Genomic DNA, 12,961 nt, shown 5'->3' with positions numbered 1-12,961 from the left:
TTCATCAGCAACTCGCGCACCTGTCGAGGAGGAATTCCCGTGGATATGAACACAATGACGATGAAACTCCAGGAAGCCCTGCAAACGGCTTCATCGCATGCCATGCGCCGCAGCCACCAGGGCATCGACGTTGAGCATTTATTGCTCGCGCTCCTCGATCAGGAAGGCGGAACCACATCCACACTACTTGAGCAAGCCGGTGTGGCACTCCCCGCCGTTCGTCAGGCCACCGATCAGGCGCTCGGTAAATTGCCTCAGGTACAGGGTGCGAGCGGTGGTCCCGGACAGGTGCATGTCACCAATCGCTTAAGCCAGGTCCTCAGCAAAGCCGAAGATGAAAAGGCCGCACTGAAAGATGACTTTCTCAGCGTCGAGCACGTATTGCTCGCCATGGTTCAAGAAGGCGGCATTTTCAAAAAGCTGGGGGTGACGCGCGATCGTCTCCTGTCCGGCTTGCAACAAGTACGGGGCAATCAACGGGTGACCACGCAAGATCCCGAAAGCACCTATCAATCGCTCGAAAAATACGGCCGTGACCTGACGCGGGCAGCGGGTCAGGGAAAGCTCGATCCGGTAATCGGACGGGACGATGAAATTCGCCGCGTGATTCAAATTCTCTCTCGACGGACCAAGAACAATCCCGTCCTGATCGGCGAGCCCGGTGTGGGCAAGACCGCCATCGTCGAAGGATTGGCCATCCGGATCATCAAGGGAGATGTTCCGGAAGGGCTGAAACAGAAACGAGTCATCACCTTAGATATGGGGTCGCTGGTCGCGGGCGCGAAATTTCGCGGCGAATTCGAAGAGCGGCTCAAGGCGGTGCTCAAGGAAATTCAATCCTCGCAGGGACAGATTCTGCTGTTCATCGACGAGTTGCACACCGTCGTCGGAGCCGGCGCGGCCGAGGGCTCGATGGATGCGGCGAACTTGCTCAAGCCTATGCTCGCGCGCGGAGAGTTGCACCTCATTGGCGCCACAACGCTCGATGAGTACCGTAAACATATCGAAAAAGACGCGGCGCTCGAACGGCGGTTCCAGACCGTCCTGGTCGATCAACCGTCGGTCGAAGATACGATCTCGATCCTGCGCGGCCTGAAGGAGCGATACGAAGTTCACCATGGCGTGCGTATTAAGGACGGCGCCCTGGTGGCGGCGGCAAAGTTATCGAACCGATATATTGCGGACCGCTTCCTGCCCGACAAAGCCATTGATTTGGTCGATGAGGCGGCGGCGCGGTTGAGGACCGAGATCGATAGCCTGCCGGCCGAGCTGGATGAAGTCTCCCGCAAAGTACTGCAACTGGAGATTGAACGCGAAGCGCTCCGGAAAGAAAAGGATCAGGCGAGTGCCGCCCGCTTGACCACGCTCGAAACGGAACTGGCCGAAAAGCAGAGTGCCGCTCAGGTTCTCAAGACGCAGTGGGATTCAGAAAAGGCCTCGGTCGGGCGTCTCCGGAAGACCAGAGAAGCCATCGAAGAAGTGAAACTGAAAATTGAACAGGCCGAGCGGGCCTACGATCTCAATCGGGTGGCCGAACTCCGCTATGGAGACCTCCCCCGTCTGGAACGTGAACTCGCCATCGAACAAACCTCTTTGGGGAAAAAGCAGGATCAGAACCGGCTGCTCAAGGAAGAAGTCGATGAGGATGAGATTGCCGCGGTCGTGAGTCGGTGGACTGGAATCCCCGTCTCACGGTTAATGGAAGGCGAGTCCGACAAACTGCTCAAGCTGGAGGATCTGCTGCATCAACGGGTCATCGGTCAAGACGAAGGCGTGCGCGCGGTGGCCGACGCGGTACTGCGGGCGAGGTCCGGCATCAAAGATCCCAACCGGCCGATCGGATCGTTCCTCTTTCTCGGCCCGACCGGTGTGGGGAAAACCGAGTTGGCGAGAGCGCTGGCGACCGTGCTCTTCGATGATGAGAGCAACCTCATTCGTATCGACATGTCGGAGTATATGGAAAAGCACACGGTTGCCCGTCTGATCGGAGCGCCGCCGGGATACGTAGGCTTCGAGGAAGGTGGGCAGTTGACCGAAGCGGTGCGCCGTCACCCCTTCTCCGTCGTGCTCTTCGATGAAATCGAAAAGGCGCACCACGACGTCTTCAATGTGTTTTTGCAAATCCTGGATGATGGGCGGCTGACGGATTCCCAAGGCCGGACGGTCGACTTCAAAAATACCGTCCTAATCATGACCTCGAATATCGGCAGTCCCCAAATTCTTGAGTCGCAACAGACCGGGGCCTCGTATGATGAGATGCGATCGGTCGTCATGGGAGAACTCCGGCAACATTTCCGCCCGGAATTTCTCAATCGCGTGGACGAAACCGTCGTCTTCCACCCGCTGGCGACCGAGCAACTCGTGAAGATTGTGGAGATTCAGCTGGAACGGTTGCGGGGACGACTGGCCGAACGGCGCATTCAGCTGGCCATTACCCCGGCTGCTCTCGCCTATCTGGGAGAACGCGGCTACGATCCGGTCTACGGCGCGCGCCCGCTCAAGCGGCTCATTCAGCAGGAGTTGGAAACGCCCCTCGCACGACTCCTCGTGAAGGGTGAACTGCGCGACGGGGACACCGCATCAATCGATCGGAAGGAACAGGCGCTGGTGATTGTTCCGACCGTGACAGCGGAGGGCTGATCGCTGATTGGCCGTCGGACTTGCGCTACCCGAGTTTGACGGCTCCGCCCGAGGCGTCCTGTGTCGTGCCGCTGGCTCGAAGTTTGTCGATTTTCCATTCCTTCGAAGACACTTCCAGGAGGTGACCCTTCATCGTGGGGAATTCACCCTTGGAAAATACCACCACGTTCGGCGCTTTCACGTCGAACTGGAGCAAGACTTTCCCAGAGGTCGATTCCTTCAACGTCACCGTCTTGGGTGTTTTCGTCACATCATAGGCACGACGCTCGTTGAACATGATGGTGCTGTCGACTAACTTGACGAGCATTTTCCCCGTCTGGTCGAACAGCGCGAAATTCAGCAGGATCGCTCCCGTCGAGCGGTGTTGCGCGACCTGGATGAGCGGCACCCCCTCAACTTCTATGGTGCCATCTGTATTGCGATAGAGATTCGATCCGACTTCAAGATCCATGTTTCCCCTCGTGTGACCAACTGTCAGTAAAAAGACAGACCGCGTTACGACTTCTTGATGCGATCGAGAATCAAGGCGATGCAGCCGCCGAGCAGGCCCCCACCGATGATGGTCGTCAGCAGTTCCGCCAGTTTGAGCGTCCAGACCGACCCTTGCGCCTGCATGACATCGCGTATGCCGCCTTGCAGCATCAGCACCGAGAGCGCCATCGTCGCCCCGACGACGAACCACCAGAGAAAGACTTTCATGGTCGTCAGCACTACCCGTCACACCTCAATCGCCCGATCGAGCGCCCGATACTGAATCGCTTCCGCGACATGGACGGTCTCAATCTTATCAGAGTCCGCTAAATCAGCAATGGTCCTCGCGACGCGCAAAATGCGTCCATGGGCGCGGGCTGACAGATTGAGCCTGGCCATTGCCTGCTCCAGCAACTCTTGGGGTCCGGCCGCAAGCCCACAATACCGCTTCACGAGTCTGGGCTTCAACTGGGCATTGGTGTAAATGCCGTCGTCCCGATACCGTACCTGCTGCCGCCCGCGCGCTGCGAGCACACGGGCACGAATCGCGGCGGAACTTTCCGTCGGAGGCTGTTCATGGCGCAACTCCCGAATCGGCACCGGCGGTACTTCCAAGTGCAGATCCAGCCGGTCGAGCAAGGGGCCGGAGAGCTTGGCGCGATAGCGACGAATCTGCGGCACCGTGCACACACAAGGCCGGGACCGGTCACCATAGTATCCACAGGGACAGGGATTCATGGCCGCGATCAGCATGAAGCGGGCCGGATACCGTATCGTGCCGCTGGCTCTCGTCAGCGTTACATGACCATCTTCGAGCGGTTGGCGCAATCCCTCCAACACCGGACGCTTGAACTCCGGAGATTCATCCAGAAACAGCACGCCGTTGTGCGCGAGCGACACCTCGCCCGGTTTCGGAACGGCCCCTCCGCCCACAAGGCCGGCGTCCGAAATACTATGATGCGGGGATCGAAACGGCCGCACCATGAGTAACGGATGATCCGGCGGCAGCTGGCCGGCCACACTATGGACTCTGGTGGTTTCAATCGCTTCGTCCAGCTCCATGATCGGGAGAATCGATGGGAGACGGCGCGCCAGCATCGTCTTTCCCGATCCTGGCGGTCCCACCATCAGAAGATTGTGGCCGCCGGCCGCGGCGACCTCCAGCGCCCGCTTGGCGTGGTCCTGCCCGCGTACATCGGCATAGTCCTCATCATCCGCCGGCCGTAAGGACTCGAGATGGTTCAAATTCGATGGGCAGGCATTGAGCGGCTGGCTTCCGTTTAGGAACTCGACGGCTTCCGGCAAGGTATGGAGCGGATAGGCATTCACCCCATCAACAAGCGCCGCTTCGGTCCCATTGGCGGCAGGCAACAGGAGGTCATACCCTCTGCGGCAGGCGAGTCCGAACGATAACGCCCCGGTGATCGGTTTGATTCGTCCGTCCAGAGAAAGCTCGCCCAATAAGACCCGCCGGTCCAAGGCCTCTTGCGGGATCACCTCTTCCGCGACGAGGATCCCGATGGCAATGGCCAAATCGAGGCCGGAGCCTTCTTTCTTGATGCCTGCAGGGGCCAGATTGACGGTAATGCGTTTGGCAGGAAAATGAAAACCCGTGTTCTTCAGAGCGGCGCGGACGCGATCACGACTTTCGCGCACGGTCGCATCCGGCAATCCCACCACAGAGAATTGTGGAAGCCCTCCGGAAATGTCGACTTCGACGTCGACAAGATGAGCATCCAGCCCCACGAGTGCAGCACTCGCGACCTTGGCCAGCATGGAGCATCACACCTTTCTGTGCCCGACGAACGCGGGATTATAGAAACTCCTCAATGGTGTTGCAAGCGAATGATCGACCGGCATGACGCCGGTAGCTGCCCTCCGCATAAGACTGTATAATGCCCGCCATGCGTCTCTCTCTTCGATGCCTCTCACCGGTGCCGCAATCTTCCGCGTCCATCATGACGCTCTTCCTTCCGCCCCTCATGCTCAGCGGACTCCTGGCGATCTGTGAGCTTCAACAGGCGTGGGCTGACCCTGTCCAGAAACCGGACCTGACCCAAGCACAACGATCCACCAAGACCGCTTCGCCGCACATCGGTTCAGCGATGGCTGTGCTGGCCACGCTGCAAGACGCGGAGGTCTTACCCCCAGAAGGCACGCCTGAGGCCAATCACATTATCCGGTTCGTGATTCAGTTCCAGTCGGTCTTTGCCAAAAGCGGTGATGCTGCGGTCCTAGAGTTTGCTCGACAGGCGCTTGGGCAGAAGTATGGCGACCAGGCTGAGGACATCGTCAAAGCCCTCCGGACAACCGGATGGACAGCGGACGTTTTGGAGCGGCTCTCCGATGAAGAAGCGCGACGCTCGCCTGAAGACTTACACGTTCTCGCGCAAGGGTTCGCACCGTTTAATCTGTCGGTCGAGGAGTTTCACCGGTTCATGCATTTGGTCCGAGATGCCCGGCAAGCTCTTCACGCGCGCGGGCTCGAGTTTCAGCAGATATTTTCATCACGCAGAAAGGAGATGCCTGGGGCTGGATCAAGTTAGTATCCGATGCGACCTTTGAGACGAATCACTGCAGCACACCAAGGAGGAAGCTATGGCAACACGCGCGTACATCCTGATTAAGGTCAAGGCCGGCAAGACCAAGGACGTCGTCCAGGCACTCAAAAAGATTACCGGAGTTGAACAGGCCCATTCCTGCTTCGGTCGGCCGGATATTTTCGTCTTCATCAGCGTGCAAGACGAGCGAACCCTGTCAGACGTCGTCATTACAAAGGTGCATGCGATTGAAGGGGTCGAGGAAACGGATACCCATATCGTAGCGGACGCCTAGCGTCCGGCTGGCGCAAGGATAACGGGGAAGACGTTCGAGTCGTAGCCTGGATGATATGGAGCTAGGCTTTCAATGGGAGAGTGATGGTCACGCCATCAGCCTCGGCGGAACGGTAGCAGGCTTCGGCGATCTCGACAGCTCGGCAACCGTCGTCCCCGGTAATCGGCATCGATGTGTCATGCTGCAGCGCACGGACAAACTCCCGCAGCGTGGTGAGGATGGTCGGACTCAGTGCGGTCGACCACTCCTCGCTGCGGGAGGCTCTGTCTGTATACCGAATCTTCCGGTTCGTCCAATCGGCTAGAAGTTGGCCGTCTGAGCCGATCCATTCGGCCCGCCCTACCCGCCCTGCCTCCACACGTGCGACGTCGATGCTGCACGGTATCCCGCTCTTCGTTCGGAGCTGGACCTTCGCGCATGTCTCCGGGTGAGCCGGCGGCATATGATCCAAGACACATTGCACCGTTTCAATTTCCTCCCCGGTGAGCACGCGAACCAGATCCAGCAGATGCACCCCGAACTCCAGGAGCGCTCCACGCCGGCCATAGCCATCCGCATGGTCCGCACTCCGCCCTTTCGTCTCGATGTGGCTCGTCAAGCCGAGCTGTCGGGACTGGCCGATTCGTGAGCGAGACGCGAGTAACGATTGAATCGTCGCATCGAATCGGAGGGTGTGAGCCGTCATCAACGGCACCTCCGCCCGTGCAGCCGCCTCAACCATGACGCATGCATCAGGGTAGGTCGTTGCCAGAGGTTTCTCGATAAGCACCGGCTTCCGCGCTGAAACCGCGGCCAGGCATAGATCTTTATGGAGTACCGGCGGAACGACAAGGATGATCGCATCGACCAGGGGATCAGCGATCAGGTCTTCAGGCCGCCCATAGATCCTGACGGCCTCGCTCCCGGGAACGTCCAGTCCCTGCTCCGGGTGTTGCCGACAGACCGCGTGCAGTCGAGCTTGAGGCATGTCCTGAATCAGATGGCGGGCATAGCGAGTGCCATGGCGCCCGGCGCCTATGAGCCCCAGGCTGATTTGTGGCGGTACCGTCATATGAGCTCCTCCTGTTTGGCACTGTAGAGTGGATGTCCTTACGGGTCAATGAGTTCACGTCATGACACTCCGTTGACATTCCCGCAAACGGTTCCCTATAGTCGGAACCCAGGTTCGATACGGATCAGCTTTCTGAAATACGCGCGGGGAAAGGGTTTAGCACCATGACCACGACACATTCGGCACCGTATACCTTGGATCAGATCGGCACGGGAATCGCCCGATTCCCGAGCGGGGTGCCCATCCCGACCCATAGCGATGCCATGGTGGATCCCTACATCAAGACACGCATGCCGAAAGAAGTGCAGGTTGAAACGATCTTGTTTTGGCCGCAGACAAAGATGCTCTATCCGAGTCTCGTGCTGCTGCACGACCGATGGGGATTAACCGGGCAAATCAAGGATCTCGGCGCTCGGCTGGCCTGTGAAGGGTACGTGGTCATCATCCCCAATCTCTATGGACGGATCGGCGGCATGGTCACCGCCAATGATGAGGTCGGCGAAGCGCTGATGGCAAAAATCGACGAATCTCTGGTGCTTCGGGACATCAACTCCTGTTGCGAATATCTGAACACGAAAGATTTCACCAAGCGGAATATTCACGGAGTGGTGGGCTATGGGATGGGGGCCTCGCTGGCACTCCGTTTTGCCGCCCAGCGAAAGCGATTGCGTGCGACGGTCGCCTACTATGGGAAAATGTTCCAGCCTCGCGAGCTGATGAAAGAAGTGATCTCCCCGATTCTCTACCATCAAGCCGGGCGAGATACCTGGGCGACCGCAGACGATGCCGAACAGTTACGCGCCGCCGCCGCTGAATATGGCAAGAAGGTCGAGATTGCTAATTACCCAGATGCGCCACATGCCTTCAGCAATGAAATGAAGGCCGACTCCTATCGCGCGGATATCACCGCCACAGCCTGGGAACGATCGGCCGTCTTCCTCAAGGCCTGCTTTCAAGGAACCTAGCGAACATCTCCATCACCCTCGCATTCATCCCTATCCTGGTGACCTATGAGTCGATCCCTGAACATCGCAGGTTGGTTTGTCAGTCTGCTCCTCCTCGTCTCCTCTAGCCACGCAGCAGACCCTAGTTCCGGACCTGCTGAACTGTATCCGTTAGTCCAAGCTCAGTCGGAAGCGCTGGGGACCCTGTCGGACAATGCGGCTGCATTGTCCCTCTTCACAACGAAAGTGGGACCGGCGCTGGGCCTCCAAGATGTCGCGAGTACCGTCGCCGCAAAGAACATCCCCGCCAAAGTTGCCAAAGAGCTGGGCGTCCAAGAACTGACGGCGTCTGCCCAACGGCTCATTGCCAACTTGGCTGCCTGGCAGACAGCCGACCGCATCACGCAATCCTTGAGTCAGCATGCGGACCTCGTTGCCGCTCCGTCGGCCACAGTTGTGAACTGGATCCAGACGACGGCAGCCATTCCCAGTCTCGCTCAGACGATGAAAGAATTGACGCAACTGGCCGACGTGAAACCGGATACCACCGCAGCCGACCGCGTGCCTCTCGCCCTTACCGCGGGACGCTTGGCCCTCGATGCGCAACAGCGGGCGATCGCGGAATGGTGGCAACTCAGGACCTGGAAAGATCGGGTACGAACGGTGCGGGGACGCAATAAACTCTGCGGAACCTGGCAATGGATCATTCACAATCACCAGCAGCATCATCAAGAGCAGAAGCTGGCCATGCTGTTCCCTCCCCCGGGGCCTGAATATCCCCAGGTCTCCGGGCTGGTCGAAACCGTCGTGCTGGGAGAGAACGTCTATCTTCGTTGGGAAAGCAACGGCCAAGTCCAGGAAGACAGCCTGCAATTCACCAAAGAAGGAAAAGGCTTAGAAGGCACCTTCGTGAACTCACAAGGCGGATGGGGATCGATCAGCGGAAAACGGACCAGCGACTGCAAGCCGTAACCCTTCAACCCGGGTATTCTTACTCTTGCGTGACAACCTGTTCGCGCCAGACATACCAGCCGAGCAAGCTCCAGCCCGTCATAAACGCCAGCCCCCCGATCGGCGTCATGGCTCCTAACCAGCGAATACCCAACAACGAGACACCGTAGAGACTCCCGCAAAATAGGAAGATCCCGGCTGCGAAACACCAGCCGGCGCGCGCCACCTGAGGGCAACCAAAGACCTGCCCCGCCAATCCAACCGCGATCATGCCCAGAGCATGATACATCTGATAGCGAGCCGCCGTTTCAAACACGGCCAGCATCGGCGGATCCAATATCGACTTCAACATATGGGCGCCGAACGCTCCCGCGGCAACGGCCAGCGCGGCAAAAAGGCTCCCCAGAGCAATGAGCGTTTGACAGGATCTACGTGACTGCATCGTGGTCTCGCGGTATGGTGGCGGTGGAGAGAAGCTTCGTTCGAATGCATTCTAGCAGACTGCGGATATTGTCACATGTCGATTGAATGCCCACGCTGCCTTCAAATGAACCCCGACTCGTCGTTATCGTGTGATTGCGGATACGATCTCACTCCGCTCGTCCGACGTCGCTTGATGTCCCGCACGGATCTGCCTCCCCAGACCGGCAACCAGGATTCTGAAAAGCCGCTGACGCACTGGCATTTCTCGATCGGCGTGGCCATTGTTGGCCTTCTACTCATCGTGGGGGAAGGCATCCGCCTCAAACTCGATCTCGGTTCTCGCGCCACCTCGCGACTCATCGTCGACAGTGTCCTGATCGGGCTCACCGATTTAGCGGGAGCCCTGGGAATCGGCGCCTTGGCCTGGATGATTGTGTGGGTGCTGCGCTCATATGACGAGGGCCGCTTTCGTCCCTGTCCCAAACGCACCACCTTAGGAGCCACGATCAGCGCAGCCGCCCTGATCTTCCTTGGCCGGTTAACTCCGCCGGATATTGCCAGCCACTACTTTGTTCAGGGGCTGGTCTTTCTCGCCATTGGCATCCCGGCCTACCTGGCCGGATCCCGCCACTGGCTAGGAAAGTGGTAACGACTCCGCACCGGATTCCCGTCTTGCGCCTATCCCCGTCCTTTAAACTTACAACAACCGTCTAGTCGCAGACACCATCGATCAATGGGTCGCACAGGAGTGCTCCGATGGTCGGTGGACGCATGTAGGCTGACGAAGGATCTTGTGCACCGAGCGCCCCTTTGATGGGTGGGCCTCCCGGCATTCCGGGTAATCCCCTCCCCGCAGAGCCCAATGAGCCTGGTTTCGTGGAACTTGGTATGGTTCCAATCCCTTGCACCACGGATGGCGAGGAGAGAGGCGCAGCTGGAACTCCGCCGGATCCACCGGAAGGATCGAGTCCATTTTGCAAGCTGAGTGAGGACGGATTCTGCGGATTCGCTGAGGAGGCACTGCTTTGCGCGCTCACGGAAGGAGCGTTATGACAAAGGCAGAGCAAGAAGAGAAGTGCATACCGGATGACTCGCGTCATGGAAGCAACGCTTGCTTGGGGATGGGGCCTTAAGAGGTGGCACATACGCAACCAATGAGCACTCGTGGTGCGCGAGGCGGGAATTGAACCCGCACGCCATTGCTGACCCAGGATTTTAAGTCCTGTGCGTCTGCCGATTCCGCCACTCGCGCATGCCGCGCAGTGTAGCGGGAAAGGCGCCTGAGCCGCAACACCTTGCTCAGGCCCGCACTGGAATGTGTGTGACCTATTGAACCACGAAGAAGCTGAAGCCTAGGTTGAGCGGGAGTCCGGACCTCTCGCTCAACCGTAGCTTCGACTGCGTGCTTCACCTAACAGGTTTACGCTGCTTCAATCACAGGCCGCGCCTCGCGACGCTGCACCAACTGCTTGCTCCGATTCATTACGTCCTGCACGCCCGATTGAACGGTGCGGCCCCAGCGGGTGGCCTGCACTTGGGCCTTCTTCGCATAGCGTCCGATGTCCCGGCGTGTTTCCGCTCCGGCTTTAGGCGCAAACAGGATTCCTAATCCGGCTCCGATCACAGCTCCACCGGCGATCATCGCGGCGACCTTGGCTGCCTGCTTTCCCTGTTCTGACATCGCATGCCTCCTGGTGATTGATGAAGGTTTGTGGAGGGTCTTGTTCTCGCCCTCTTGTCTAGTCAGTACAGCAGATACCGTGCCAGGTCATATTCTGCGCAATTTCACCGGGATTTCCTCGATCACCCCTGCCAGCGTTAGGACCGTCTCATGAAGGGTGCCGTTTTCTCTACAGTCGGCAACACACCCGTTACAGAAATCTTACAGTCCTGGGCCAATCTCGACAAACCGGCCACAGCATTCACCTTCCGGCTATCGTCGCCCTGCGTGTGACGCGCGCCTTGCTTTGAAAGGTGGTCTTCCCTATGATCCCGACCAGTCATTCGTTGGAGGTCTCATGGGTTCGTTCGCCGCACTCCCCTATCCGCATATCAATCCGGTCTTCCTCGATCTCGGTCCGCTCCAGTTCCGCTGGTATGGGTTGATGTATCTGATCGGGCTGACCGCCGCCTATTTCTTGATTCGCCACCGAGTCCGCGCGCAGCACATTCCCCTCACGCCGGATCAGATCTACGACATGGTCGTGTTCGCCGCCTTCGGGGTTTTTATCGGCGGGCGCATCGGGTACACGTTGTTCTATAATTTTTCTTACTACGCCCAGAATCCGTTGAAAGTCTTCGCCGTGTGGGAAGGCGGGATGTCCTTCCATGGCGGCCTCATTGGGACGATTGTCGCCTTGATCTGGTTCAGCAAACGACAGGGCTTACCCGTCTACACCATTGCGGACCTGGCTGCCGCAGTGACCCCGATTGGACTGGGATTTGGCCGACTCGGAAACTTTATCAATGGAGAACTCTTTGGACGGGCGACCGATGTGGAGTGGTGCATGGTCTTCCCATCGGGAGGACCGGTGTGTCGCCACCCTTCACAACTCTATGAAGCAGGACTGGAAGGTATTCTCTTGTTCACGATCCTCTGGTTGCTCGCGCGCACGTCACCGCCACCAGGGTCGTTGTGCTGGACATTCATCGCCGGCTACGGCGTCAGCCGGATGATCGTCGAGCTCGTCCGCGAGCCCGACCAGCATATCGGCTTTGTCCTTGGACCGATCACCATGGGCCAGTTGTTGTCGGCTCCCATGGTCATGTTGGGTCTGTTCATGCTGATATGGGGATATCACAAACGGTCACTGGAACGATCACGTTCAATGCCGCACCTTCAATAGGGCATCTCGTCGTCATCCAGACCGACATGGTGCCCCAGTTCGTGCACGAGCGTATCGCCGATTTCCTGAATCATCTCCCTCTCTGTGTCGCATTGCCGGAGAATCGGTCCGCGATAGAGTGAGATCTGTGCCGGCGCCTGGCCTCCAGCGCGAAAAAATGAGTCGTCGTGCAGTGAGAGACCATGGTACAGACCGAGTAGTTCCTCTCCGTCCTCCATCTCCAAATCTTTCAGCACGCTCGGAGGAGGCTCGTCTTCCACGACGACCGCCACGGCATCGAGCAACCGGGCATAATCGTCAGGCAAGTCCGCGATGGCCTTTTCCACGAGATGGGCAAAGGACTCCGCCGAGATTCGCTGAGACACATCCCACCTCGCTAGAATCGTTGCCCAGGAGTAGGATCCAGATAGGATTTTTTCCGCAAGTTGTGATTCAGTCCCGTCTCGCGAAGCGGTGGTGAATCCCAAATCACTTTGTTTCCCGGTGCCAGGTTCGCGGCCTCCAGATAGTGTTTCTTCGCGTCCGCCTTGCTCCCCATACGATCCAACGACACCGCCAAATTGTAGTGTGCCTCAGCCAATGTCGGTTGCAGAGTGGCTGCGGTTTGATAGGCCTGAGCTGCACCGGCCCAGTCGCCCGACCGGAACAGGCGATCTCCTTCAGTCATGGCGGCCGCCGCCCGCGCCGAAGTGCCGGCCGGACTCGCCAGAATGGTCGTCGGCACTTTCGCCGGGCTCGCACAGCCGCCGGTTAATCCACAGAGCAACACCAGCATGAGATAGGATCGCATGGTCCGTCTC

General features: G+C 58.6%; 15 protein-coding genes and 1 tRNA gene. 7 read left to right on the top strand and 9 right to left on the bottom strand.

The genetic code is table 11. From position 1 onward, the window contains the following. Positions 1-45: 45 nt before the first annotated feature. On the top strand, positions 46-2,640 hold the full coding sequence (gene clpB / locus Q7U39_07120; GenBank protein MDO9117709.1) for an ATP-dependent chaperone ClpB: 2,595 nt from the start codon (positions 46-48) through the stop codon (positions 2,638-2,640). Positions 2,641-2,665: 25 nt separating this feature from the next. On the opposite strand, the gene Q7U39_07115 is transcribed toward clpB, so the two are convergent. The 3 genes from Q7U39_07115 to Q7U39_07105 are packed head-to-tail and all read right to left on the bottom strand — an operon-like array spanning position 2,666 to position 4,887. Beyond that, on the bottom strand, positions 2,666-3,091 hold the full coding sequence (locus Q7U39_07115) for a hypothetical protein (GenBank protein MDO9117708.1): 426 nt from the start codon (positions 3,089-3,091) through the stop codon (positions 2,666-2,668). A 44-nt stretch (positions 3,092-3,135) separates the two neighbouring features. Then, positions 3,136-3,351, bottom strand: coding sequence for a hypothetical protein (locus Q7U39_07110; protein MDO9117707.1), 216 nt, complete (start codon positions 3,349-3,351; stop codon positions 3,136-3,138). A 6-nt stretch (positions 3,352-3,357) separates the two neighbouring features. Then, positions 3,358-4,887: a YifB family Mg chelatase-like AAA ATPase gene (locus tag Q7U39_07105; GenBank protein MDO9117706.1), complete on the bottom strand. Its 1,530-nt coding sequence runs from the start codon at positions 4,885-4,887 to the stop codon at positions 3,358-3,360. A 128-nt stretch (positions 4,888-5,015) separates the two neighbouring features. Between Q7U39_07105 and Q7U39_07100 the strand changes: the two genes are divergently transcribed. Together Q7U39_07100 and Q7U39_07095 are read left to right on the top strand one after the other, a co-directional pair. After that, positions 5,016-5,657, top strand: a complete 642-nt coding sequence (locus Q7U39_07100) for a hypothetical protein (protein ID MDO9117705.1) — start codon at positions 5,016-5,018, stop codon at positions 5,655-5,657. Positions 5,658-5,709: 52 nt separating this feature from the next. Then, complete coding sequence (locus tag Q7U39_07095; GenBank protein MDO9117704.1) at positions 5,710-5,946, top strand: Lrp/AsnC ligand binding domain-containing protein; 237 nt, start codon at positions 5,710-5,712, stop codon at positions 5,944-5,946. A 61-nt stretch (positions 5,947-6,007) separates the two neighbouring features. Here the strand turns inward: Q7U39_07095 and Q7U39_07090 are convergent, their stop codons facing one another. Beyond that, positions 6,008-6,997, bottom strand: coding sequence for a Gfo/Idh/MocA family oxidoreductase (locus Q7U39_07090; GenBank protein MDO9117703.1), 990 nt, complete (start codon positions 6,995-6,997; stop codon positions 6,008-6,010). Between the two features lie 164 nt (positions 6,998-7,161). Between Q7U39_07090 and Q7U39_07085 the strand changes: the two genes are divergently transcribed. Both Q7U39_07085 and Q7U39_07080 read left to right on the top strand, forming a co-directional pair. After that, a complete protein-coding gene (locus tag Q7U39_07085) occupies positions 7,162-7,962 on the top strand; it encodes a dienelactone hydrolase family protein (GenBank protein MDO9117702.1) in 801 nt (266 codons plus the stop codon). A 45-nt stretch (positions 7,963-8,007) separates the two neighbouring features. Next, positions 8,008-8,913: a hypothetical protein gene (locus tag Q7U39_07080; protein ID MDO9117701.1), complete on the top strand. Its 906-nt coding sequence runs from the start codon at positions 8,008-8,010 to the stop codon at positions 8,911-8,913. Between the two features lie 19 nt (positions 8,914-8,932). On the opposite strand, the gene Q7U39_07075 is transcribed toward Q7U39_07080, so the two are convergent. Then, on the bottom strand, positions 8,933-9,334 hold the full coding sequence (locus Q7U39_07075) for a DUF423 domain-containing protein (protein ID MDO9117700.1): 402 nt from the start codon (positions 9,332-9,334) through the stop codon (positions 8,933-8,935). A 174-nt stretch (positions 9,335-9,508) separates the two neighbouring features. Here Q7U39_07075 and Q7U39_07070 point away from each other — a divergent pair, with 174 nt between their 5' ends. Continuing rightward, complete coding sequence (locus Q7U39_07070; GenBank protein ID MDO9117699.1) at positions 9,509-9,964, top strand: hypothetical protein; 456 nt, start codon at positions 9,509-9,511, stop codon at positions 9,962-9,964. A 516-nt stretch (positions 9,965-10,480) separates the two neighbouring features. On the opposite strand, the gene Q7U39_07065 is transcribed toward Q7U39_07070, so the two are convergent. Together Q7U39_07065 and Q7U39_07060 are read right to left on the bottom strand one after the other, a co-directional pair. After that, positions 10,481-10,567, bottom strand: a tRNA-Leu gene (locus tag Q7U39_07065). A 168-nt stretch (positions 10,568-10,735) separates the two neighbouring features. Beyond that, on the bottom strand, positions 10,736-10,996 hold the full coding sequence (locus Q7U39_07060) for a YtxH domain-containing protein (GenBank protein MDO9117698.1): 261 nt from the start codon (positions 10,994-10,996) through the stop codon (positions 10,736-10,738). Between the two features lie 337 nt (positions 10,997-11,333). Here Q7U39_07060 and lgt point away from each other — a divergent pair, with 337 nt between their 5' ends. Next, a complete protein-coding gene (gene lgt, locus Q7U39_07055; protein ID MDO9117697.1) occupies positions 11,334-12,161 on the top strand; it encodes a prolipoprotein diacylglyceryl transferase in 828 nt (275 codons plus the stop codon). On the opposite strand, the gene Q7U39_07050 is transcribed toward lgt, so the two are convergent. Then, positions 12,155-12,526 carry a metallopeptidase family protein gene (locus tag Q7U39_07050; GenBank protein ID MDO9117696.1) on the bottom strand — a complete coding sequence of 124 codons (372 nt, stop codon included), beginning with the start codon at positions 12,524-12,526 and terminating at the stop codon, positions 12,155-12,157. The two genes, lgt and Q7U39_07050, sit on opposite strands and share 7 nt — an antisense overlap. Positions 12,527-12,537: 11 nt before the next feature. Next, entirely contained in the window at positions 12,538-12,951 is a 414-nt protein-coding gene (locus Q7U39_07045) for a tetratricopeptide repeat protein (protein ID MDO9117695.1), read from the bottom strand. Between the last annotated feature and the right edge of the window lie 10 nt (positions 12,952-12,961).

The sequence above is a fragment of the Nitrospira sp. genome, assembly GCA_030653545.1.
Taxonomy (GTDB): domain Bacteria; phylum Nitrospirota; class Nitrospiria; order Nitrospirales; family Nitrospiraceae; genus Nitrospira_D.
This window is presented reverse-complemented; position numbering and strand designations above follow the sequence as displayed.

Coding starts and splice junctions, on each gene's coding strand:
- clpB (MDO9117709.1), top strand. CDS start 46: ATGAACACAATGACGATGAAACTCCAGGAAGCCCTGCAAACGGCTTCA.
- Q7U39_07115 (MDO9117708.1), bottom strand. CDS start 3,091: ATGGATCTTGAAGTCGGATCGAATCTCTATCGCAATACAGATGGCACC.
- Q7U39_07105 (MDO9117706.1), bottom strand. CDS start 4,887: ATGCTGGCCAAGGTCGCGAGTGCTGCACTCGTGGGGCTGGATGCTCAT.
- Q7U39_07100 (MDO9117705.1), top strand. CDS start 5,016: ATGCGTCTCTCTCTTCGATGCCTCTCACCGGTGCCGCAATCTTCCGCG.
- Q7U39_07095 (MDO9117704.1), top strand. CDS start 5,710: ATGGCAACACGCGCGTACATCCTGATTAAGGTCAAGGCCGGCAAGACC.
- Q7U39_07090 (MDO9117703.1), bottom strand. CDS start 6,997: ATGACGGTACCGCCACAAATCAGCCTGGGGCTCATAGGCGCCGGGCGC.
- Q7U39_07085 (MDO9117702.1), top strand. CDS start 7,162: ATGACCACGACACATTCGGCACCGTATACCTTGGATCAGATCGGCACG.
- Q7U39_07080 (MDO9117701.1), top strand. CDS start 8,008: ATGAGTCGATCCCTGAACATCGCAGGTTGGTTTGTCAGTCTGCTCCTC.
- Q7U39_07075 (MDO9117700.1), bottom strand. CDS start 9,334: ATGCAGTCACGTAGATCCTGTCAAACGCTCATTGCTCTGGGGAGCCTT.
- Q7U39_07070 (MDO9117699.1), top strand. CDS start 9,509: ATGTCCCGCACGGATCTGCCTCCCCAGACCGGCAACCAGGATTCTGAA.
- Q7U39_07060 (MDO9117698.1), bottom strand. CDS start 10,996: ATGTCAGAACAGGGAAAGCAGGCAGCCAAGGTCGCCGCGATGATCGCC.
- lgt (MDO9117697.1), top strand. CDS start 11,334: ATGGGTTCGTTCGCCGCACTCCCCTATCCGCATATCAATCCGGTCTTC.
- Q7U39_07045 (MDO9117695.1), bottom strand. CDS start 12,951: ATGCGATCCTATCTCATGCTGGTGTTGCTCTGTGGATTAACCGGCGGC.